Below are 22,135 nucleotides of genomic sequence, written 5' to 3' on the forward strand. Positions count from 1 at the left end.
TCGCAAACATGTGGGGATGAATCGACGAATCCCACGCCCCCCAGCCGCGACTCTCGGCCACATACGAAAACCGCCGCGCGCACGATGGCAAGAGCCCGTGCTGCGCGGCGGTTGAAGACCTGTTCGCAAAAGGCGAACGGTGCCGTTAGGCGCCGGTCTTTTCCGTGATGAACTTCACGGCGTCGCCAACCGTCTGGATGTGCTCGGCGGCGTCGTCCGGAATTTCGATGTCGAACTCTTCTTCGAACGCCATCACCAGCTCGACGTTGTCGAGGCTGTCGGCGCCCAGGTCATCGATGAAGCTGGCCTTCTCGGTAACCTTCTCGGGATCGGCATCCAGATGCTCGATGACGATCTTACGCACGCGCTCGAGAATGTCGGACATTCTGTTAGTCCCTCAGTTTTGAATCTGTTGTCCGCCAACGGTTTGACCAAAGGTCTCATCGCTAACGGGAATTGTCGGCCACCGCCTATCACGTTCCTTTTCAGGTGACCAGCCGGTCACCTACCAAGAAAACAGCGGGTGCTAGATCATGGCCATGCCGCCGTTGACGTGCAAGGTCTGGCCGGTGACGTAGGCCCCCTCATTGCTGGCGAGGTAGACGCAGGCGGCCGCGATATCGCTGCCTTCGCCCAGACGACCAGCCGGAATGCCCGACAGGATACCGGCCTTCTGGGCGTCGGTCAGGGCGTCGGTCATCGGGCTGGCGATGAAGCCCGGCGCGACGCAGTTGACGGTGACGTTGCGGCTGGCCAGTTCCTGGGCCAAGGCCTTGGAAAACCCGATCATTCCGGCCTTCGAGGCCGCATAGTTGGTCTGCCCGGCATTGCCCGTGACGCCCACCACCGAGGTGATGCCGATGATGCGGCCAGAGCGGCGCTTCATCATGCCCTTGGCGGCCGCGCGGGCGAGGCGGAAATAGCCTTCAAGATTGACCTTGATAACGGTGTCCCAGTCCTCGTCTTTCATCCGCACGATCAGACCGTCGCGGGTGATGCCGGCATTGGCGATCACGATGTCGAGTGGCGCGCCGGCGGCCTCCTCGGCCTTGGCGACCAGACCGTCGACGGCTTCAGCGTCGGAAAGATTGGCGGCCACGGTCGAAACGCGCTCGCCGAACTGAGCCTTCAGCTCGGCCAGGGCTGATTCGCGGGTGCCGGAGAGCACCACGTGGGCGCCCTGGTCGTGCAGGGCCTTGGCGATGGCCCCGCCGATGCCGCCCGTGGCGCCGGTGACGAGGGCGGTCTTGCCGGTGAGATCGAACATGGTTGGGTCTCCCAATCCAGATTGTCATCCCGACCGGAGAGCCGGGATCGCCGGACGCGCCGGCGCGTGTTGCGGTCCCGGGCCGGCGCGCTGCGCGCTGGCCCGGGATGACAGCGTCTAAAGAGACTTGGCGAAGGCTTCGAGATCGGCCGGACTGTTCAGCGGCGTGGCCTCGGCGTCGGGCGCGATGCGCTTGGCCATGCCCGACAGCACCTTGCCGGCGCCGGCTTCGGCGAAGCGGGTGATTCCGCCCTCGCCCGCCAGCCAGATCATGCTTTCGCGCCAGCGGACGCGGCCGGTGACCTGTTCCACCAGAAGCCCGCGAATGACGTCGGGATCATGGACGGGGGCCGCAGTGATGTTGGCCACCAGCGGCGCGCGCGGCGAGATGATCGTGGTCCCCGCCAGCGCCTCGGCCATCTCGTCGGCCGCCGGCTGCATCAAGGGGCAGTGGAACGGCGCCGAGACATTCAGCGGAATGGCGCGCGCGCCCAGTTCCTTGGCCTTCTCGATGGCCTTGTCGACCGCGGCCTTGTCGCCGGAGATCACGACATTGCCGTTGTTGTTGTCATTGGCCACGACGCAGACGCCGACCTCGGAACCGGCCGCGGCGGCGGCTTCGGCCAGGGCCAGGTCGGTCTTCGGGCCGATCAGCGAGGCCATGGCGCCCTCGCCCACCGGCACCGCGCGCTGCATGGCCTGGCCGCGCAACTTCAGCAGCCGAGCGGTGTCGGACAGGGTGATCGCGCCGGCGGCGGCCAGGGCCGAGTATTCGCCCAGGCTGTGGCCAGCCACGAAGGCGGCCCTGTCGATGCCGATCCCGAATTCCTTTTCCAGAACGCGGGTCACGGCCAGGCTGACGGCCATCAGGGCCGGCTGGGCGTTTTCGGTGAGGGTCAGGTCGCTCTCGGGACCTTCCTTCATCAACGCGAACAGTTTCTGACCCAGGGCGTCGTCGACCTCCTGGAAGACCTCTCGGGCCGCGGCGAAGGCCTGCGCGAGGTCGGCGCCCATGCCGACCGACTGGCTGCCCTGGCCGGGAAAAATGAAGGCGATGCTCATGGAAGCCCGCTCCGTTTCTGAAGATTCAAGTCGTTCTTGGGGGCGGAGGGTTAGGGTAAAGCCCCTCGCCGGGCAAGTGCGACGGCGTCCAGCGACCATCGCTTGCTTTCCTGTGGCGTGCGTCCAAATTGCCGACCGGCCCGTAGCTAGGGCGACAGAACCCTTGGAGCGTCTCATGAACCGCCTGACCGCCGGCCTCGCGGCCCTTGCCGTGCTCGCCGCAACCCCCGCCTTCGCCGCGCTGAAGCCCGGCGCCAAGGCCCCCGACTTCACCGCTCCGGCCGCCCTCGCCGGGAACGACTTCCAGTTCACCCTGTCCAAGGCGCTGAAGAAGGGCCCGGTGGTCCTCTATTTCTTCCCGGCCGCCTACACCTCGGGCTGCACCGCCGAGGCGCATGAATTCGCCGAGGCGACGCCGGAGTTCGAAAAGCTGGGCGCCACCGTGATCGGCGTCACCGCCGGCAACGTCGACAAGATCAAGGACTTCTCCAAGGAGCACTGCCGCGACAAGTTCGCGGTGGCGGCCGCCAGTCCCGACCTGATCAAGAGCTACGACGTCTCGCTGGGCATTCCGCTCAAGCCGGTGTCCAACCGTACGTCCTATGTGATCGCGCCGGATGGCAAGGTCCTGCTGGCCTACACCGACATGAACTTCGCCGGCCACGTCACCCAGACCATGGACGCTGTGAAAGCCTACAAGGCCAAGAAGTAGCCAGCACTTTCCGGTTTCGACCAGCCTCGCGGCTTGAACGTCGCGAGGCTGACGGAGACGATCGGCCATGACCGATCCCGCCCAGATTCCGTTCGCCGCCCTCGAAATCGGGGTCCGTGGCGTCGCTGTCGGCGCCTTTGCCGCCACAGCCGTCGCCCTCGGCGCCAGCCGCAAGATGACCCCAACCCGCTGGGTCGGCGTCCTGCTGATGGCCTGCGCGATCGCTCACGTCGTCGACGGCCATTTCTACTACACCCAAAGCCGGCACTATGACCTTTTGACCTGGGCCCTATCAGCCTCGGCGGCCGGCGCATTCTGGCTATTCTGCTCGGTGCTTTTCGAGGATGAACCCTCGATCCCGCTCTGGCGCTTCTCGGTTCCCGGGGCCGTGCTAGCCCTTTGGGCGGCTGGCGCGCTTTTGCCTACGTCTCCCGCGCGCGCAGCCGCATGGTGGCTGTTCGCCGCCTTCTCGGTGGGCATCCATTGCCACATCCTGCTGACCGCCTGGCGGGGCTGGCGCATTGATCTGGTTGAGCGTCGCCGTCGTCTTCGCGCGCCCCTCGCCGCTGCGGCGACCGGCTACATGTTCATCCAGAACCTCTGCGATTTCGGCTTTGGACATGGCCCGGTGCTGCCCAGCCTCGTTCAGGCCCTGTCTCTCGCCGCCCTGGGGATCGGGTCAGCCCTGGCATTGTTGCGCGCCGAGCCCCTCCTCGTGCAGGCGGCCGACGTATCCGCCGACATGCCCGCGCCCAAGCCTGCTGAGCCGCTTGATCTGACGCCCGCCGATCGCCTCGTTCTGGCGCGCCTGGAAAAGGCCATGACCGAAACCGAAGTCTGGCGGGGCGAGGACCTGTCGATCGGCGCCCTGGCCGCCCTGATCGGCGCGCCCGAGCATCGCCTGCGCAGGCTGATCAACGGCCTGCTGGGCCATCGCAACTTCGCAGACTATGTCAACGGCCGGCGGATAGAGGCGGCCAAGGTCGCGCTGGCCGATCCGGAACAGGCCCTGAAGTCTGTCTCGACCATCGCCTATGAGCTGGGCTTTGGCTCTTTGGGTCCCTTCAACCGCGCCTTCCGGGCCGCCGTCGGCGTTCCACCGACTACCTGGCGCCAGGAGGCTACGCCGGTCCTCCCGCATCTGCGACTGGTCGAAACCGCACATACCGCGTCGAAAGCCGACAAACGCGCCTGATTTCGAGAACGGCGCGACCCGTCGTTCCCCAACAGCTTCCCTGGCGGCGTCATCCCCCTAGGAGCCACCAATGCCCGATGCCCTACTCCCCTTCGCCCAAAACTGGCTGATCGCCATGCAGGCCGATGTCACCCGCTATGTCCTGTTTTCAGTCGGCGTCTGGCTGACCCTTTGGGTTCTGCTGGCCCGCCCCCTGGCCGGACGCAGGATCCGCGATACGCGACCGCCGGCCCGCCAGCTTGTCCTGGAGTTCCTGATCTCGATCCGCTCGATCATGATCTTCTCCACGGCGGGGCTGCTGACCTTCGGCCTGTTCCGCGCCGGCCTGATGCCGGGCCCTTACATCGCGCGCGACCTGGGCCCCTTCTGGTTCTGGACCAGTCTGGTGCTGATGATCATCGGCCACGACGCCTGGTTCTACTGGACCCACCGGCTGATCCACGACCGGCGACTGTTCCGGACCTTCCACCGCCGCCATCATCGGTCGCACAACCCCTCGCCGTTCACCGCCTACAGCTTCGATCTGGGCGAGGCGGCGATAAACGCGCTGTTCGTGCCGCTGTGGATGCTGATCGTCCCGACCCAGTGGCCGGTCATCGGCCTGTTCGTTCTGCACCAGATCGCCCGCAACACCCTCGGGCACAGCGGCTACGAGCTGTTCCCGGCCCGCAAGGACGGCCGGCCCCTGCTGCCCTGGCTGACCACCGTGACCCACCACGACCTGCACCACGCGCAGGCGGGCTATAACTACGGTCTCTATTTCACCTGGTGGGATCGCTGGATGGGCACCGAGCACCCGGAGTATCTGGCGCGGTTCGCCGCCGTGACGGCCCGCAAGCGTCTGGCTACCAGTTCGCCTTCACCAGCTTGACCATGAAGCGGCCGTCCTGAACGCGCCAGTCCTGGCCATTGAGGTTGGCGGCGCGCAAGCTGACGGTGAACTCGGCGGGGATGTCGAACGGCCGCGTCAGGCTGAGATCGACACCCTCGTCGCCCATCGTGCCGCCGCCGACGGCGATGGAACCGACCGGCTTGCCGTCCAGGGTCAGGGCGGAGCGCACATTGGCCCGCGCCACGGGGATCTGACCGGGGACCGCGATCACCTGGCTGGCGTTCATGTCCATCGAGACGCTGACATAGTTGGCGCGCGGCAGAAGGCCGAAGCCGAACATCTTCGACATCGACGAGCGCAGCCGGGCCTCGCGGTCGTTCCACGAGGCGCCCAGCGCCAGGGAACGCTTGCCGACTTCGGCTTCATCGGGCTTGGCCACCAGATTCAGGTCAAGGTCGTAGGTGGGACGTTCGAGGGTGCCGGCCACCCTTGCGGTCAGCTTGGCGCTTTCGGTGTCGGTGGACAGATCGAGCGGCAGGGCCGCCGAATAGCCGGTGAAACGGCCGTCATTGGCGGAAACCGACAGGGCCGGCTTCTGGATCGCCTGGGCGGCGGCGGATTCGGCGAACATCGCCAAGGTTCCGCAGGCCGCGAAGGCGCGTATGACAGCGCGAGACAGCATCCCTCGCTTCCTAGCACAACCGCCCCTTGCGGCAAGGTTAAGCTGCCATGGGGTTGATGACGGTTTGTGAAGTCGCCGCCTTCGCCCAGGGACAAGGCGTAAGGCGCCGGCTTCCAATGCTTTCTTGCCTCCTGACGCCTTCTCCTGTAATAGCGCGCCCTCTCACGGATGGCGGTCTTGCACGCAGCCCCTAGGGGTCGGGATTTCCCGGTCGCGCTCAGGATCCATCGTGGTGGTCGGACTTCCGCCGACAACCGCGCCGCTATCCAAACCGGAAGAAGGAAAACATGGCGTTCTACGAACACGTGGTCATCGCGCGGCAAGATATCTCGCCGCAACAGGCCGAAGCTCTGAACGAGCAAATCAAAGCCCTGATCGAAGAAGGCGGCGGTCACATCGCCAAGATCGAATACTGGGGCCTGCGTAACCTCACCTATCGCATCAAGAAGAACCGCAAGGGCCACTACTCCCTGCTGGCCATCGACGCTCCGGCGCCGGCCGTCAAGGAAGTCGAGCGCCAGCTGCTGATCAATGAAGACGTCCTGCGCTTCATGACCATCCGCGTGGAAGAGCTGGACCTGGAACTGTCGCCGGTTCTGGCCCGTCGTGACCGCGAACGTAGCGAGCGCCCCGAGCGTTCGGACCGTCCGCGCGAAGACTTCGCGGCCGCGTAAGGGAGAAGAGAGATCATGACCGATACCACTGCTCCCGAAGCCGGCGCTGGCGCGCCCGCCGCTGGCGGCGCCCGCCGCCCGTTCTTCCGCCGCCGCAAGGTGTGCCCGTTCTCCGGCGCCAACGCTCCGAAGATCGACTACAAGGACGTCAAGCTCCTGCAGCGCTACGTTTCCGAACGTGGCAAGATCGTGCCGTCGCGCATCACCGCGGTGTCGGCCAAGAAGCAACGCGAACTGGCCAAGGCCATCAAGCGCGCCCGCTTCCTGGCTCTGCTCCCCTACGTCGTGAAGTAAGGGAGACACCACGATGAAAGTCATTCTGCTCGAACGCGTCGAAGGCACTGGCGTCCTCGGCGACGTGGTCACCGTGAAGGACGGCTTCGCCCGTAACTTCCTGCTGCCGCGTCACAAGGCTCTCCGCGCCAATGCGACGAACCTGAAGTCCTTCGAAGTTCAGCGCGCTGAAATCGAAGTGCGCAACGTGAAGAACCGCGAAGCCGCCGGCGCTGTCGGCGAGACCCTCGACGGCACGCAATACGTGATGATCCGTCAGGCTGGCGAAAGCGGCCAGCTGTACGGTTCGGTCGCGGGTCGCGACGTCGCCGACGCCATCAAGGCCGAAGGCGGCAAGGTCGATCGCTCGATGATCGTCCTGGACAAGCCGATCAAGACGCTCGGCGTTCACGAAGTGAAGGTGAAGCTGCATGCTGAAGTGACCGTCACGGTCACCCTCAACATCGCGCGCAGCGCCGACGAAGCCGAGCGTCAAGCGCGCGGCGAAAACGTCATCGCCGCTCAATTCGAAGAAGACCGCGCGGCTGACGCCGAAGCGGCCTCGGACATGGCCGCCGGTGGCGCCGGTTCGTTCGAAGGCGATCACTACGAGTCCTGATCCTTCCCGGATCGGTGACCTATCGAGAAACGGCGCGGAGCAATCCGCGCCGTTTTTTTCTGCACCGCAGCCTAGAAATGCTCGTCTTGTGGGCGGAGCTCTGAATTCCCATCTTCACGGTAGGGGAGGCTCAACTCCCCTGCTCCGGGGCAAAAGAGCGTTCGTCGCCTCCCGGAGACATCCGAGGGGATTACACATGCGCTATAGAAACCTGCTACTGGCCGCGGCCTCGTTCACGGCCCTGTCCGGCGTCGCCCACGCCCAGACCGCCTCCGCCGACAACGCCATCGTCGATGAAGTCGTCGTCACCGGCACCCGCGTCGTCGGCCGATCGCGCCTCGACACCCTGGCGCCGGTCGATGTCGTCACCGCCAAGACCCTGCAACAACGCGGCAGCACCGAACTGGCCACGGCCCTGGCGGCCACCGTGCCGTCGATCACCTTCCCGCGCCCGTCCAACACCGACGGCACCGACTCGGTTCGCCCTGCGGTGCTGCGCGGCCAGGGCCCCGACCAGACACTGGTGCTGGTCAACGGCACGCGTCGCCACACGACGGCGCTGGTCAATCTGAACGGCTCGGTCGGACGCGGCTCGGCCGCCGTCGACCTGAACGCCATCCCCTCGATCGCCCTCGACCGCATCGAAGTCCTGCGTGACGGCGCGGCCGCCCAGTACGGCTCGGACGCCATCGCCGGCGTCGTGAACCTGCGCCTGCGCGAAGCCGACCACGGCGGCGGCGTCACGATCACCGCCGGCCAGTACCGCACCAGCTTCAAGGGCCTGCAGACCAACGCCAAGCGCAACATCGACGACGGCACGACCCGCACCGTGGCCGGCTGGCAGGGCCTCAAGCTCGGCTCGGACGGCTTCCTGACCCTATCGGCTGAATATCGCGACCGCGACTTCACCAACCGCAGCGACATCGACACCCGCGTGACCCCGCAGCGCGTCACCTCGCGGTTCGGTGATCCGGAAACCAACGACGTCACCTTCTACGCCAATGCCGGCAAGCCCATCGGCGAAAGCTGGGAGGCCTATGGCTGGTACGGCTATCAGCAGCGTGACGCCGAGGCCTCGGCCACCTATCGCCTGCCCACCGACGCCAGCCAGAACATCCCCAGCGTCTATCCCAACGGCTATCTGCCCCTGATCACCACCAACACCGAGGATGTCACCGCCGCCGGCGGCCTGCGCGGCGACTGGAACGGCTTCAAGATCGACGCCAACCTGGTCTACGGCAAGAACGACATCGATTTCGGCGTCAAGAACACCATCAACCCTTCGTACGGTCCGACCTCGCCGACCAGCTTCAAGGCCGGCGGCCTGACCTATGACCAACTGGTCCTGGGCGTGGATGTCAGCAAGGAAGTCGAGGTTGGCCTGGCCGGTCCGCTGAACGTCGCCTTCGGCCTGGAAGCCCGCAAGGAGACCTTCCAGATCAACGCCGGCGAAGTGGCCTCGTATGCGCGCGGCACGGTCTCGCCCACCCTGGCCTTCGGCTCGCGCGGCTTCACCGGCTTCACGCCCAGCAACGCGGTCGACGTCGATCGCGACGCCGTCGGGGTCTATCTGGATCTGGAAGGCAAGCTGACCGAGAAGCTGACCGGCTCGGCCGCCATCCGCTACGAGGACTATTCGGACTTCGGCACCAATACGAGCTGGAAGCTGTCGGGCCGCTACGACTTCACCCCGGCCTTCGCCATTCGGGGCGCCGCCTCGACCGGCTTCCGGGCCCCCAGCCTGCAGCAGCAATACTTCACCTCGACCTCGATCCTGTACATCAACCAGACGGTCGGCGGCGTGACCACGGCGGTGCCGTTCGAGACGGGCACCTTCCCGTCGGTCAGCACCACCGGCAAGGCGCTGGGCGGCAAGCCGCTGGAGCCTGAGAAGTCGAAGAACTTCTCGCTGGGCGCCGTCTATCACAAGGGCCCGTTCGAGCTGACGATCGACGCCTATCGCATCGACGTCGACAACCGCATCGTCCTGACCGAGACCCTGACCGGCAGCGCCACCGCCGCCGCCGGGACCAACGCCCGGGTGATCTTCGACCTGCTGTCGCCCTTCGGCGCCTCGGCCGGCCGCTTCTTCACCAACGGCGTCGACACCGAGACGACCGGCATTGATGTCGTGGCGCGCTATCGCATCGTCGACGAACAGGCCGGCACGTTCGACCTGACGGCCGCGGGCAATATCAACAGCCTGGACGTCACCCGCACGCCGACCACCTCGGTGCTGCCGACCCCGGTGTCGCTGTTCGCCCGCCAGGCCACCCTGCGCTTCGAGGAAGGCACGCCCCAGCGCAAGCTGACCCTGCAGGGCGACTGGAGCAAGAACCAGTGGGGCGCCACCTTGCGCACCACGCTCTATGACAACGTCCTGGCGCCGGGCTCGGCCCTGGACGGCAGCGGCGACTGGCACACCGGCGCGCAGGGCATCGTCGATCTGGAAGCCCGTTATCGCTTCGACGCGGGCGTGACATTGTCGCTGGGCGCCGACAACCTGTTCGACCAGTATCCCGATCAGGTGCCGCCGAACCTCAACACCAGCGGCGGCAACCCCTGGTCCAGCTTCTCGCCGTTCGGCTTCAACGGCCGGTTCGTGTACGGCCGCGTCGCCTACAACTGGTAAGCCAAGGCGATTGACCCAAGGAAAGGCGCGGAGAGCGATCTCCGCGCCTTTCTCTTGCGGAATCGCCCACCGAGAACATACACAAAACATCCCCATTCATCTGAAGCGCGCGACCACACGGCGCGCGCGCGACCCCGGGCCGCTGCGTTAACCTGTGACGATGTCGCTCGTACCCGCTCTAGACTTGCGTCCGCCCCACGCGGACATCACCATCGCCGTCGCGCCGCACAACCTGGAAGCCGAGCAGGCGTTGCTGGGCGTACTGCTGTACGACAATGCGGCCTATGAGCGACTGACCGACGCCCTGAACGGCCGCCACTTCTACGAGCCCTTCCACCAACGGCTGTTCCAGGCGATCGAGACCCACATCCGCAAGGGTCAGCTGGCCGAGCCGATCCTGCTGGCCGACGAGTTCAAGAAGGATCCGGCCTTCGAGGAACTGGGCGGCCTGCGCTACCTCGCCGACCTGGTCGATCGCGCCCCGCCGGCGGCCAATGTCGGCGACTATGCCCGGGCCGTTTTCGACCTGGCCCTGCGCCGCGACCTGATCCGCATCGGCGGCGAGATCGCCTCGGTCGCCCACGGCGGCGGCGAGGAGATCAAGCCGGCCCGCGACCAGATCGAGGCCGCTGAACAGCAGCTCTACACCCTGGCCGAAAGCGGCACGGCCTCGTCGGGCTTCGTCAGCTTCGGCGACGCCCTGCGCGGCGCGGTCGAGATGACCGCCGAGGCCTACAGCCGCGACGGCGGCATGTCGGGCGTCGCCACCGACCTGACCGACCTGGACCAGAAGATCGGCGGCCTGCACCCTTCCGACCTGATCGTGCTGGCCGGCCGCCCCTCGATGGGCAAGACGGCTCTGGCGACCAACATAGCCTTCAATGTCGCCCGCAAGTACGCCTACGAAATCCAGCCCGACGGCACCAAGAAGACGGTCCAGGGCGGCGTGGTTGCCTTCTACTCGCTGGAAATGAGCGCCGAACAGCTGGCCCTGCGTATGCTGGCCGACGCCTCGGGCGTCTCCGGCGACCGCCTCCGCAAGGGCGAGATCGACGCGTCCGAGTTCGGCCGGGTTCGCGACGCGGCCATGGATCTGCAGGAAGCGCCGCTCTACATCGACGCCACCGGTGGTATCTCGATCGCCAAGCTGACGGCCCGGGCCAGACGCCTGAAGCGCCAGGTGGGCCTGGACCTGGTGGTCGTCGACTACCTGCAGCTGGTGACGGGCAGCGACCTCGGCTCCAACGCCAACCGCGTGCAGGAAGTCAGCCAGATCACCATGGGCCTCAAGGCCCTGGCCAAGGAACTGGGCTGTCCGGTGATCGCGCTCTCGCAGCTGTCGCGTCAGGTCGAGCAGCGCGAGGACAAGCGACCGCAACTGTCCGACCTTCGTGAATCCGGCTCGATCGAGCAGGACGCCGACATGGTCTGGTTCGTGTATCGCGAAAGCTATTATGTCGGCCGCGCCGAGCCGCGCGAAGGCACGCCCGAGCACCTGACCTGGCAGGAAGACATGGACCGCCTGCAGGGCCTGGCCGAAGTGATCATCGCCAAGCAGCGCCACGGCCCCATCGGCACCGTGCGCCTGTCGTTCAACAGCGACACCACGCGCTTCGGCAACCTGGCCCGCGACCACTACTTCGCCCAGGCGCGCAACATTCCGTCGGACGAGTAGCGGCGGTTTGACGAGCGGCGGCGCGGCGGGCAAGGCTCGCGCGGCCGCTCCCAGTCCCATCCCCCCTGCGACGAGTCACCCGTGAACTTCAGCCCCCTGCCCGTCTCCAGCTTCATCGGCGCGTTCCTGCTGGCGTTCCCGGCCCTGTTCTCGATCGTCAATCCGGTCGGGGCGTCGCTGATCTTCGACCAGGCCATGGGCGGGCGCAGCCAGGATCAGCGGCTGAAGCTGGCGCGGGCCATCGGCTTCTACGCCTTCCTGGTGCTGCTCGGCTCGTTGCTGCTGGGCGGCTATATCCTCAACTTCTTCGGGGTCAGCCTGGGCGCCCTGCGGGTGGCCGGCGGCCTTGTGGTGGCGATCCGCGCCTGGGGCCTGCTGATGGATCCGCAGGAACAGGAGGACCGAAAGACCAGCGACACCGAACCAGCGCGCCGGCAGGAAGACATCGCCTTCTTTCCGATGACCATGCCGTTCACGACCGGCCCCGGCTCCATCTCGGTCGCCATCGCCCTGTCCTCGCAACGTCCGACCGAGGGCAGCGCCGTGGCGTTCTTCCTCGGCGCCGGCGTGGCGGCGGCGGGCGTGGCCATCCTGGTCTGGCTGCTCTACAGCGCCTCTGACCGGGTGACGCGGCTGCTGGGCCAGTCCGGCGCACGGGTGCTGTCGCGACTGGTGGCGTTTCTGCTGCTGTGCATCGGCGTCCAGATCACCGCTTCGGGTTTCGAGAACCTGGTGACGGTCTTCCTGTCCAAGCACCCGGGCCTGTTCTAGCTGGAAAAGCGGGCCGGTGTCGGCTACGCCCTGACCGCGCCTTAGAGCGTGGCAGCCGAAAGTGTGAGCGGTTTCGGCGACTGCAACGCTCTACATGTTTGATTTAGAGCCTATTTTGACGCCCCGCACGATTCCGTGTGGGGCTAAAAGGCTCTAGCCGGATATCCAGAGCCTCGTGACCGATCCCTTCGACACCCGCCTGACGATCGACCTCGCCGCCCTGGCCAGCAACTATGCGGTGCTGAAGGCCGAAGCCTCGGGAGCCGAGGTCGCGCCGGCCGTCAAGGCCGACGGCTATGGCATCGGCGCGGCCATCGTCGCCGATCGGCTGTGGGCCGAGGGCGCGCGCGGCTTCTACACCGCGCGCCTTTCCGAGGGCCTGGCCCTGCGCGAAAGCCTGGGCGACCGCGAGGCGACCATCTACGTCCTGGATGGCGTAACGCCCGGATCGGCCCCGGCCATGGAAGCCGCCCGCCTGACGCCGGTGCTCAACAGCCTGCCGCAGATCGAGGCCTGGAACAGCCACGCTCGCGGCGGGCGGCTGGCCGCGACGATCCACATCGACACCGGCATGAACCGGCTGGGCCTGCGCCTTGAGGAAGTCCGCGTGCTGTTGGGCGCGATGGACCGCCTCAAGCACGTCGAGATCACCCAGGTCATGAGCCATCTGGCCTGCGCCAATGCGCCCGCTCACCCGTTGAACGCCAGACAGCTGGAGCGCTTCCAGGAAGCCGCCGCGCTGTTCCCGGACGCCCGCAAGAGCCTGGCCAGTTCGGCCGGGATCTTCCTGGGCGCTGACTATGCCTTCGACCAAGTGCGACCGGGCGTCAGCCTGTATGGCGGCGGACCGCGCGATGTTCCGGATGCTCGCCTCAAGGCCGTCGCCACCCTGGAAGCGCCGGTCCTGCAGACCCGAAACGTGCCGCGCGGCGAGAGCATCGGCTACGGCGCGACCTATACCGCCACGGAGAACACCCGCGTCGCCATCCTGGCGGCCGGCTATGCTGACGGCGTCCCCCGCGCGGCCCATCCGCGAGGCGCGGTCTGGTTCGACGGCAAGCGTCGGCCGATGCTGGGTCGCGTCTCCATGGACCTGATCGCGGTCGACATCACCGACTGCGACGCCGCTCGCCCCGGCGCGATGATGCAGATCATCGGCCCCGACCTGCCGGTGGACGACGCGGCGGCGGCGGCGGGGACAACGGCCTATGAACTGCTGACGCGGATCGCGCCCAGAGCCCTGCGAGTAACCAAGCTCTGAGTTGGCGGCGATCCTGGCTCGGCGCGCTTCGCACTGGGCCGGGATGACAGTTTTCAAGGACACGTCCGCCTTTGGCGCAGCGCGGCCCCAGCCTGTAGTCTCCAGTCATTCTCGAATCAGGAGCTTCCATGGCCCGTGACGGCGCCGTTTACGCCTGCCAGTCCTGTGGCGCGGTCCAGACCAAGTGGTCGGGACAATGCCCGGCCTGCCAGAGCTGGAATACGCTCGTCGAGGAAGTGGGCGCGAGAGCGCCCGGCGCGCTTTCCGTCACCAAGGCCACCCGCACGCGCGGCCTGCAGTTCACCGATCTGGAAAGCGACACACCCGCCCCGCCCCGTATCATCACCGGGGTCGACGAGTTCGACCGCGTCTGTGGTGGCGGCGTGGTGCCCGGCTCGGCCATCCTGATCGGCGGCGACCCCGGCGTGGGCAAGTCCACCCTGCTGCTGGAGGTGGTGGCCAGGGCCTCGCTGAAGGGCGTGTCCTGCGCCTACATTTCCGGCGAAGAGGCCGTGGCGCAGATCCGCGGCCGCGCCCATCGGATGGGCTTTGAGAAGGCGCCGGTGAAGCTGGCGGCCGAGAGCAGCCTGCGCGACATCCTGGACGGACTGAAACGCGACAATTTCGACCTCGTGGTCATCGACTCCATCCAGACCATGTGGAGCGACGCCCACGAGGCCGGCCCCGGCACAGTCACCCAGGTCCGCGCCTGCGCCCAGGAGCTGGTGCGCCTGGCCAAGAAGAAGGGCGTGGCCATCCTGCTGGTCGGCCACGTCACCAAGGACGGCCAGATCGCCGGTCCGCGCGTGGTCGAGCATCTGGTCGACGCCGTGCTCAGCTTCGAGGGCGAGCGCGGCTATCCGTTCCGCATCTTGCGCGGCGCCAAGAACCGCTTCGGAGCCACCGACGAGATCGGCGTCTTCGAAATGGGCGATGCGGGCCTGCGCGAGGTCAAGAACCCCTCGGCCCTGTTCCTCAACGAAGGCGGCGAGCGGGCGGCCGGCGCGGCGGTTTTCGCCGGCATCGAGGGCTCGCGTCCCGTACTGGTCGAGTTCCAGGCCCTGGTCGCGCCTTCCGCGTACGGAACGCCGCGCCGGGCCGTGGTCGGATGGGATTCCGGACGGCTTGCGATGGTGCTGGCCGTACTTGAATCACGCTGCGGCCTTGGTTTTGGCGATAAGGACGTCTATCTGAACGTCGCTGGCGGCCTGCGCATAACAGAGCCGGCGGCGGATCTCGCGGCGGCGGCGGCCCTGGCCTCTTCGGCCCTCGATATCGCCCTGCCCCAGGACTGCGTCGTGTTCGGCGAGGTCAGCCTGTCGGGCGAGGTGCGGCCGGTCAGCCGGATGGAGACGCGTTTGAAGGAAGCCGCGAAACTGGGGTTTGGCCGAGCGCTGTCATCGCTGTCGGGCCTGCCTGAAGGTGGCGGCGCCTTGCCGGTGGCGGGGGTCGCGAGACTTGCCGACGCCGTACGCCGGATCGGCGACGAGATCTGGGGTCAGCTGACGTGACGCCGTTCGACATCATCGCCGGCCTTCTGCTCATCACCTCCGGTTCCATCGGCTTCGCGCGCGGCGCGTCGCGGGAACTGACGTCCGCCCTGTCCTTCATCTTCGCAGCCGCGATCTCCCTGTTCAGCCTCAGGATCAGCGGACCGCTCTTTCGGGACCTGATGGACCCGGACTGGGCGGCCACCGCCTGCGCCCTTCTGGTGGTGTTCCTGGTCGTCTTCGCCCTGGTGCGCTTCATCGGCGGCCGCCTGACCGCCAGTCTGCACGAAAGCGCGCTTGGCCTTCTGGACCGCGCCGTGGGCCTGGGCTTTGGCCTGATGCGGGCCCTGGTGGTCCTGGGCGTCTTCAACCTGCTGTTCCACATGGCCACACCGCCCGACCGGGTGCCGGCCTGGGTGGAGCGCTCGATCTTCTACCCCCTGTCGGAAGCCAGCGCCCGGGTGCTGAAAGTCTTCGCGCCGAAAGGTGGCGCCCTGGCGGGCAAACTCGCCCCCGCCATCGAGGGCGCGGTTCGGGGGACCAGCGACAATGCGCCGGACGGCAAATCCGGCGAACACGGCTATGATCAGAACCAGCGTCAGAACCTCGACGATCTGGTGGAGAAATCGCGATGACCTCTATCGGCCAATCGACCGATCGGTACTCCTCCCTCCCGTGGCGTGATCCCGAGGACGACACCCTGCGCCTCGAATGCGGCGTGTTCGGCGTGTTCGGCGTGCGTGACGCCGCCGCCGTCGCCGCCCTGGGCCTGCACGCCCTGCAGCATCGCGGCCAGGAAGCCTGCGGCATCGCCGCCTTCGACGGCCAGCGCTTCCACACCGAGCGCCATATGGGCCATGTCGGCGACGCCTTCACTGGCAACGACCTGGTCGAGCGCCTGCCCGGCGGCATGGCCATCGGCCATACGCGCTATTCCACGGCCGGCGGCAGCGGCATCCGGAACGTCCAGCCGATGTTCGCCGATCTGGAGACGGGCGGCGTCGCCATCGCCCACAACGGCAACCTGACCAACTTCCTGAGCCTGCGCGAGCGCCTGGTGCAGGAAGGCGCGATCTTTCAGTCCACCAGCGACAGCGAGGTGATCCTTCACCTGATCGCCCGCTCGCGGAAGGCCCGCATCGTCGACCGCTTCATCGACGCCATCGGCCAGATCGAGGGCGGCTACGCCATCGTGGCCATCACCAACAAGAAGATGATCGGCATCCGCGATCCGCTGGGCATCCGCCCGCTGGTGCTGGGCGATCTGGACGGCCAGCCGATCCTGGCTTCCGAGACCTGCGCGCTGGACATGATCGGCGCCCGCTTCGTTCGCGACATCGAGCACGGCGAGATGGTGATCATCTCCGACACGGGCGTGAAGTCGCTGAAGCCGTTCAGCAATCTCGCGGCCCGTCCCTGCGTGTTCGAATATGTCTATTTCGCCCGTCCCGACAGCGTCGTGAACGGCCGCTCGGTCTATGACGTGCGCAAGCGCATGGGCCAGCGCCTGGCCATCGAGACCGGCGTCGAGGCCGATGTCGTGGTGCCCGTCCCCGACAGCGGCGTGCCCGCCGCCATCGGCTACGCCCAGCAGAGCGGCATCCCCTTCGACCTGGGCATCATCCGCAACCACTATGTGGGCCGCACCTTCATCCAGCCGACCCAGGGCGTGCGCGAACTGGGCGTGCGCATGAAGCACAGCCCCAACCGCGCCGTGCTGGAAGGCAAGCGCGTGATCCTGATCGACGACTCGATCGTGCGCGGCACCACCTCGCTGAAGATCGTCCGCATGGTCCGCGAAGCCGGCGCCAAGGAGGTCCATCTCCGCTCGGCCAGTCCGCCGATCAAGTGGCCCGACTTCTACGGCATCGACATGCCGGAGCGGGAACAGCTGTTGGCGGCCAACAAGTCGCTGGAAGAAATGGCGCGGTTCCTCGAGGTCGACTCGCTGGGCTTCCTGTCGGTCGATGGCCTCTATGAAGCCCTGGAAGCCGGCCCGCGCGACCCGGTGACCCCGCAGTTCACCGACCACTATTTCACCGGCGACTACCCCACCCGCCTGACCGACCGCGAGGTGGCCGAAGGCCGCAACGAGTCCAACGACAGGCAACTGTCGCTGCTCAGCGCGTAACAATAACTGTCATCCCCCGACTTGTTCGGGGGACCCAAGCCGCGCTAACCGTGCGCCCCGGACGGCCCGCCTGGGTCGCCCGGATCAATCGGGCGATGACGAATGAGAGTGGCGGCGTGACCAATCCTGTTTCCAAACTTCTCTCCAGCCTGAAGATCGACGGCTACATCCTGGCCCTGATCGGCATGGTGGTGCTGGCCTCCATTCTGCCGGTGCATGGTCAGGTCGCGGCGGTCCTGGGCGTGGTGGTCAAGCTGGCCATCGCCCTGCTGTTCTTCCTGCACGGCGCCAAGCTGTCGCGTGAAGCGGTCATCGCCGGGATCACCCACTGGCGCCTGCACCTGACGATCCTGGCCTTCACCTTCGTGATGTTCCCGATCCTGGGCCTGGCGGTCAGCAAGAGCGGCGTCCTGTCGCCGACCATGGCGGCGGGCATGGTGTTCCTCGCGTGCCTGCCCTCGACGGTGCAGTCCTCGATCGCCTTCACCTCGATCGCCCGAGGCAACGTCGCGGCCGCCGTCTGCGCCGCCTCGGCGTCGAACCTGCTGGGCATCTTCCTGACGCCGGTCCTGGTCAGCCTGCTGATGCACAAGACCGGCGGCGCGGGCGACTGGAAATCGATCCAGGACATCATCGTCCAACTGCTGCTGCCGTTCATCGCCGGCCAGCTGGCGCGTCCCGTCGTGGGCGGCTGGATCGAGAAGCACAAGCCGCTGATCGGCTATGTTGATCGCGGCTCGATCCTGCTGGTGGTCTATTCGGCCTTCAGCGCCGCAGTGGTGGGCGGCCTGTGGAAGCGGGTCTCGCCGCTGGAACTGGTGACGCTGCTGGTCGTCTGTGGCGTGCTGCTGGCGGTCGTGATGATCGCCACGACCCTCGGCGCGCGCGCCCTCGGCTTTTCAAAGGCCGACGAGATCGCCATCGTGTTCTGCGGCTCCAAGAAGAGCCTGGCCACCGGCGTGCCGATGGCCGGCATCCTGTTCCCGGGAGCCACGGCTGGCGTGCTGGTGCTGCCGCTGATGATCTTCCACCAGATCCAGTTGATGGCCTGCTCGATCCTGGCGCAGCATTACGCCAAGCGTCCGGCCGATGATGTCACGGACGGGGTTCAAGAACCCTCCGCCGCCCGCTAAAAGCCCCCATGGATTCTTCAGCAAAACCGCTCGCGGGCCGCGTGGCCCTGGTCACCGGCGCGACGCGCGGCATCGGGGCGGCGATCGCCCAGGGCCTGGCCGAGGCCGGCGCCCATATCGTGGCCATCGGACGCACCCAGGGCGCGCTCGAGGCCCTGGACGACGCCATCTTCGCCGCCACCGGCGAGCATGCCACGCTGGTGCCCATGGACCTGCGCGAAGCCGACGGTCTGGACCAGCTGGGCGCGGCCCTGCACCAGCGCTGGGGCAAGCTGGACATCCTGGTCGGCGCGGCCGGCGTGCTGGGCGCTCTCACCCCGGTGGGTCACCTCGACCCCAAGGGCTGGGACATGATCCTGTCCACCAACCTGACGGCCAACTGGCGGCTGATCCGCGCCATGGATCCTCTGCTGCGCGCTTCGGACGCCGGCAGGGCCCTTTTCCTCACCAGCAGCGTCGCCAGGACCCATCCGGCCTTCTGGGGCGGCTACGCGGCCTCCAAGGCGGGCCTGGAAGCCATTGTCGACTGTTATGCCGACGAGATGGAGAACACCACGGTTCGGGCCTTCTGCGTCGATCCTGGCGCGATGCGCACCAAGATGCGCTCAGGCGCCTTCCCCGGTGAGGATCCCATGACCGTGCCGGCGCCCGAGACCATCGCGCCCTACATCGTCGATCTGGTGCGCCCTGATCGCGCGCCCGCCAAGGGCGTGGCGCGCTTCAAGGATCGCGGTCAGGAATCGCCCAGCCTCGGCTAGCGGATCACGGGGCCAGGTGTTGGACCGAGCGGGCGACGGACATCCACGCCTCGCTCTGACCGATCGGGATCACCGAGAGCTGCTGAAGATATAGACCGGATGGGGCCGTCCCCGGGTCCGCTGACGCGGGCTACGCTTGTACGAAACATGGAGACCGCCAGGCTGATTGCAGCCTGAAGGCGGCGCGAACGAGACTGAAAAACCAACGTTCCGCGACGTGCGCGCTCAAATCTCCAGCAGGTCGCGGCCGACGATGATCTCGCCCGCGAAATGGGCGCGCACGGCTTCCAGCCAGACGCGATCTTCGATGAAGGGATAGCCGCCGGGCACGAAGTGCGAGAGCACCAGCGTCTTCACGCCGGCCGCGGTGGCAATCTTTCCCACCTGTTCAGTGGTGGTGTGACTGGCCAGCAGATGATCCTTCAGGCGGGTGGCGTTGGGCTCGGTGGCCAGCAGCGCCTCCATCGCCGGCAGGTACAGAACCTCGTGGACCAGCACGTCCGCTCCCTTCGCCAGGGCGATCAGAGCTTCGGACGGCGCGGTGTCTCCGGAAATGACGATCGAGCGGTCGGCCGTGTCGAAACGATAGGCGAAGGCCGGCGCGACCGGCGGGTGACGCACCAGGGCGGCCGTCACCTTCACATTGGCGTCCTGCATCACAAGGCCCGGCCCAGTGATCTCGTGCGGATGGATCAGCGGCCCCAGCGGCGGACGGCCCTCGTCGGCGATTCTGGTCTGGATGTCGAAGGCGTTCAGCGCCAGCGACTGTCGTGTCATGGCCGCCAGGGGCGGCGGACCATAGGTGTCGACCCGGTGATCCAGATCGGCGGCCCAGGCCAGCAGCAGCAGGTTGCCATAGTCGGCGTTGTGGTCGGAGTGATGGTGGGTGATGAAGACGTCGCGGATCGAGCCCAGCTTCAGCCCCGCCGAGACGATCTGGCGCGCGACGCCGTCACCGCAGTCGATGACATAGGTCGCGCCATTGACGACAATCGCCTGGGCGGGGGCCGAGCGGTTCTTCTTGGGCGTGGGTCCGCCAGCGGTGCCCAGCAGGATCAGCCGGCTCTCCGTGGCGGCCTGCGCCGGAAGGCCGCCGGCCAAAAGCGCGGCGGCGCCAAGCGCCACGCCCCGGGACAGCAAATTTCTGCGATCCAGTGACATGACCCCTGGCTCCCTCGCCCCTACTTGCCCTTGGGCTTGGCCTTGTTGCCGCGCACGATATTCGAACCCGCAACGGGACGCTTGGGCGCGGCCGCCTTGCCGCCGGCGGCCTTGAAGCCGACCTTGTAGCTGGGCGTGGTCGAGACCTTCTTCTGCGCGCGAGGCCCCTGCTTCTTGATCGACTTGACGGCGGCCTTGCCGGGTTCGGCGGCGGGCGCCGTGGCGGCGCTGGTGGTCTTGGCCTCGGCCTTGACGGGCTTCTTCGGGCCCCTCACCGGCGCCTTCTCCGGTGGCGGCAGGCCGGCTGCGGCAGCCGCGGCGGCGGCGGCCTCGTCGGCGATGCGCTTGGATTTCTTGACCGTGTTGCGCGAGGCGCGGATGCGTTCCTCCTCGCGCTCACGGCGTTCGAATTCGCGCTTGCCGCGACCGCTGTGGCCCTTGGCCTCACCATCGGCATAGGGGTTGGCGCCCGACTTGATGGTGATGCGCAGCGGCACCCCCGGCAGGTCGAAGCTCTCGCGCAGACTGTTGATCAGGTAGCGCCGATACTGCTCGGGCATCTGGTCGGCGCGGCTGGAGAACAGCACGAAGGTCGGCGGGCGGGCCTTGGTCTGGGCCATGTACTTGGGCTTGATGCGCTTGCCGCTGACGGTGGGCGGCGGGTGGCGCTGCATGGCCATCTGCAGCCAGTCGTTCAGGTCGCGCGTCTTGACCTTGGTCGCCCAGTCCTTGTGGATCTTCATCACGGCCGGCATCAGCTTTTCGATGCCCTTGCCGGTTTCGCCCGACAGCGCCACCACCGGCGCGCCGCGCAGCTGGGGCAGCATGCGCTCGGCGTGCTCGCGGAAATCCTTCAGCTGGGCCACGGGATCCTCGACCAGGTCCCACTTGGCCAGGACGAAGACCAGCGCCCGCCCTTCCCGTTCGGTCAGGTCGGCGATCTGCAGATCCTGGACCTCGAAGGGGTGGGTGGCGTCCATCACCAGCAGCACCACCTCGGCGAAGGTGACGGCGCGGATCGAGTCCTGGGTGGAGAGCTTTTCCAGCTTCTCCTGAACCTTGGCCTTCTTGCGCAGGCCGGCGGTGTCGACCAGCCGGACCTTGCGACCATCCCACAGCCAGTCGACCGAGATCGAGTCGCGGGTGATGCCGGCCTCGGGACCGGTCAGCAGGCGTTGCTCGCCGATCAGGCGGTTGACCAGGGTCGACTTGCCGGCGTTGGGGCGACCGACGATGGCGATGCGGATCGGCTTGTCGTCGTCGTCCTCTTCCTCGGAATACTGGTCTTCCGGGAAGGCGGCCAGCATGGCGGCGTAGAGCTCGGCCATGCCTTCGCCGTGCTCGCCCGAGATCGGGATCGGTTCGCCCAGACCCAGCTTGTAGGCCTCGCCGATCCCGGACTGCCCCGCTTTACCCTCGGCCTTGTTGGCGGCGATGATCACCGGCTTGCCGCGACGGCGCAGCAGGGTGGCGAACACCTCGTCCAGCGGCGTCACGCCCTCGCGGGCGTCGTAGATGAACAGCGAGACGTCGGCTTCCTCGACGGCCAGTTCGGTCTGGGCGCGCATGCGCGCTTCCAGGCTTTCGTCCGAGACGTCCTCGAAGCCGGCGGTGTCGATCAGTTCGAGGTCCAGATCGCCGAGGCGACCGGAGGCGTACCGGCGGTCACGGGTGACCCCCGGCTGGTCATCAACGATCGCCAGCTTCTTACCGGCGAGACGATTGAACAGCGTGGACTTGCCCACGTTGGGGCGGCCGACGATAGCGAGTTTCAAAGGCATGGGTTTGCAGTAGTCGATTTTTCCCG

The 22,135-nt window shown here is 67.0% G+C and carries 21 protein-coding genes; 15 read left to right on the forward strand and 6 right to left on the reverse strand.

Annotated features, from left to right (window positions below; translation table 11 throughout):
- Window positions 1-145: 145 nt before the first annotated feature.
- The 3 genes from ACQY9P_RS18750 to fabD form a co-directional block, all read right to left on the reverse strand.
- Window positions 146-385 (reverse strand): acyl carrier protein, encoded by a 240-nt coding sequence (locus ACQY9P_RS18750; RefSeq protein WP_007672577.1) that lies wholly within the window; start codon window positions 383-385, stop codon window positions 146-148.
- Window positions 386-526: 141 nt separating this feature from the next.
- Window positions 527-1,267 carry a 3-oxoacyl-[acyl-carrier-protein] reductase gene (gene fabG, locus ACQY9P_RS18755; protein WP_421737717.1) on the reverse strand — a complete coding sequence of 247 codons (741 nt, stop codon included), beginning with the start codon at window positions 1,265-1,267 and terminating at the stop codon, window positions 527-529.
- A 117-nt stretch (window positions 1,268-1,384) separates the two neighbouring features.
- Window positions 1,385-2,329 carry an ACP S-malonyltransferase gene (gene fabD, locus ACQY9P_RS18760; protein ID WP_421737716.1) on the reverse strand — a complete coding sequence of 315 codons (945 nt, stop codon included), beginning with the start codon at window positions 2,327-2,329 and terminating at the stop codon, window positions 1,385-1,387.
- Window positions 2,330-2,504: 175 nt separating this feature from the next.
- On the opposite strand from fabD, the gene ACQY9P_RS18765 reads away from it, so the two are divergent.
- The 3 genes from ACQY9P_RS18765 (at window position 2,505) to ACQY9P_RS18775 (ending at window position 5,107) form a co-directional block, all read left to right on the forward strand.
- Window positions 2,505-3,041 (forward strand): peroxiredoxin, encoded by a 537-nt coding sequence (locus tag ACQY9P_RS18765; protein ID WP_421737715.1) that lies wholly within the window; start codon window positions 2,505-2,507, stop codon window positions 3,039-3,041.
- A 67-nt stretch (window positions 3,042-3,108) separates the two neighbouring features.
- Window positions 3,109-4,236 (forward strand): helix-turn-helix domain-containing protein, encoded by a 1,128-nt coding sequence (locus ACQY9P_RS18770; RefSeq protein ID WP_421737714.1) that lies wholly within the window; start codon window positions 3,109-3,111, stop codon window positions 4,234-4,236.
- Window positions 4,237-4,306: 70 nt separating this feature from the next.
- Window positions 4,307-5,107, forward strand: a complete 801-nt coding sequence (locus ACQY9P_RS18775) for a sterol desaturase family protein (RefSeq protein WP_421737713.1) — start codon at window positions 4,307-4,309, stop codon at window positions 5,105-5,107.
- On the opposite strand, the gene ACQY9P_RS18780 is transcribed toward ACQY9P_RS18775, so the two are convergent.
- Window positions 5,082-5,750: a hypothetical protein gene (locus ACQY9P_RS18780; RefSeq protein ID WP_421737712.1), complete on the reverse strand. Its 669-nt coding sequence runs from the start codon at window positions 5,748-5,750 to the stop codon at window positions 5,082-5,084. The genes ACQY9P_RS18775 and ACQY9P_RS18780 overlap by 26 nt on opposite strands.
- A 287-nt stretch (window positions 5,751-6,037) precedes the next feature.
- On the opposite strand from ACQY9P_RS18780, the gene rpsF reads away from it, so the two are divergent.
- From rpsF to ACQY9P_RS18840, 12 genes are all read left to right on the forward strand, one after another.
- Entirely contained in the window at window positions 6,038-6,424 is a 387-nt protein-coding gene (gene rpsF / locus ACQY9P_RS18785; protein WP_421737711.1) for a 30S ribosomal protein S6, read from the forward strand.
- 15 nt (window positions 6,425-6,439) lie between these two features.
- A complete protein-coding gene (gene rpsR, locus ACQY9P_RS18790; RefSeq protein ID WP_419255182.1) occupies window positions 6,440-6,718 on the forward strand; it encodes a 30S ribosomal protein S18 in 279 nt (92 codons plus the stop codon).
- Window positions 6,719-6,731: 13 nt separating this feature from the next.
- Window positions 6,732-7,316, forward strand: a complete 585-nt coding sequence (rplI, locus tag ACQY9P_RS18795) for a 50S ribosomal protein L9 (protein WP_421737710.1) — start codon at window positions 6,732-6,734, stop codon at window positions 7,314-7,316.
- Between the two features lie 196 nt (window positions 7,317-7,512).
- The gene (locus tag ACQY9P_RS18800; protein ID WP_421737709.1) at window positions 7,513-9,948 is read left to right on the forward strand and encodes a TonB-dependent receptor plug domain-containing protein; all 2,436 of its coding nucleotides are present in this window, start codon (window positions 7,513-7,515) and stop codon (window positions 9,946-9,948) included.
- Between the two features lie 154 nt (window positions 9,949-10,102).
- A complete protein-coding gene (locus tag ACQY9P_RS18805; protein WP_421737708.1) occupies window positions 10,103-11,623 on the forward strand; it encodes a replicative DNA helicase in 1,521 nt (506 codons plus the stop codon).
- Window positions 11,624-11,704: 81 nt separating this feature from the next.
- Window positions 11,705-12,394 (forward strand): MarC family protein, encoded by a 690-nt coding sequence (locus tag ACQY9P_RS18810; RefSeq protein WP_421737707.1) that lies wholly within the window; start codon window positions 11,705-11,707, stop codon window positions 12,392-12,394.
- A 175-nt stretch (window positions 12,395-12,569) separates the two neighbouring features.
- The gene (alr, locus tag ACQY9P_RS18815; protein WP_421737706.1) at window positions 12,570-13,655 is read left to right on the forward strand and encodes an alanine racemase; all 1,086 of its coding nucleotides are present in this window, start codon (window positions 12,570-12,572) and stop codon (window positions 13,653-13,655) included.
- 128 nt (window positions 13,656-13,783) lie between these two features.
- Window positions 13,784-15,166: a DNA repair protein RadA gene (gene radA / locus ACQY9P_RS18820; protein WP_421737705.1), complete on the forward strand. Its 1,383-nt coding sequence runs from the start codon at window positions 13,784-13,786 to the stop codon at window positions 15,164-15,166.
- On the forward strand, window positions 15,163-15,780 hold the full coding sequence (locus tag ACQY9P_RS18825; RefSeq protein WP_421737704.1) for a CvpA family protein: 618 nt from the start codon (window positions 15,163-15,165) through the stop codon (window positions 15,778-15,780). The genes radA and ACQY9P_RS18825 overlap by 4 nt, the downstream gene beginning before the upstream one ends.
- Window positions 15,777-17,276 carry an amidophosphoribosyltransferase gene (purF, locus tag ACQY9P_RS18830; protein ID WP_421737703.1) on the forward strand — a complete coding sequence of 500 codons (1,500 nt, stop codon included), beginning with the start codon at window positions 15,777-15,779 and terminating at the stop codon, window positions 17,274-17,276. The genes ACQY9P_RS18825 and purF overlap by 4 nt, the downstream gene beginning before the upstream one ends.
- A gap of 116 nt (window positions 17,277-17,392) precedes the next feature.
- Entirely contained in the window at window positions 17,393-18,409 is a 1,017-nt protein-coding gene (locus ACQY9P_RS18835; protein ID WP_428150724.1) for a bile acid:sodium symporter family protein, read from the forward strand.
- A gap of 8 nt (window positions 18,410-18,417) precedes the next feature.
- Entirely contained in the window at window positions 18,418-19,167 is a 750-nt protein-coding gene (locus tag ACQY9P_RS18840; RefSeq protein WP_421737701.1) for an SDR family NAD(P)-dependent oxidoreductase, read from the forward strand.
- A 225-nt stretch (window positions 19,168-19,392) separates the two neighbouring features.
- Here ACQY9P_RS18840 and ACQY9P_RS18845 read toward each other — a convergent pair whose 3' ends face one another.
- A complete protein-coding gene (locus tag ACQY9P_RS18845) occupies window positions 19,393-20,328 on the reverse strand; it encodes an MBL fold metallo-hydrolase (RefSeq protein ID WP_421737700.1) in 936 nt (311 codons plus the stop codon).
- 20 nt (window positions 20,329-20,348) lie between these two features.
- Window positions 20,349-22,109 (reverse strand): ribosome biogenesis GTPase Der, encoded by a 1,761-nt coding sequence (der, locus tag ACQY9P_RS18850; RefSeq protein WP_421737699.1) that lies wholly within the window; start codon window positions 22,107-22,109, stop codon window positions 20,349-20,351.
- Between the last annotated feature and the right edge of the window lie 26 nt (window positions 22,110-22,135).

The sequence above is a fragment of the Caulobacter sp. genome, assembly GCF_965279145.1.
In the GTDB taxonomy this organism is placed as follows: domain Bacteria; phylum Pseudomonadota; class Alphaproteobacteria; order Caulobacterales; family Caulobacteraceae; genus Caulobacter.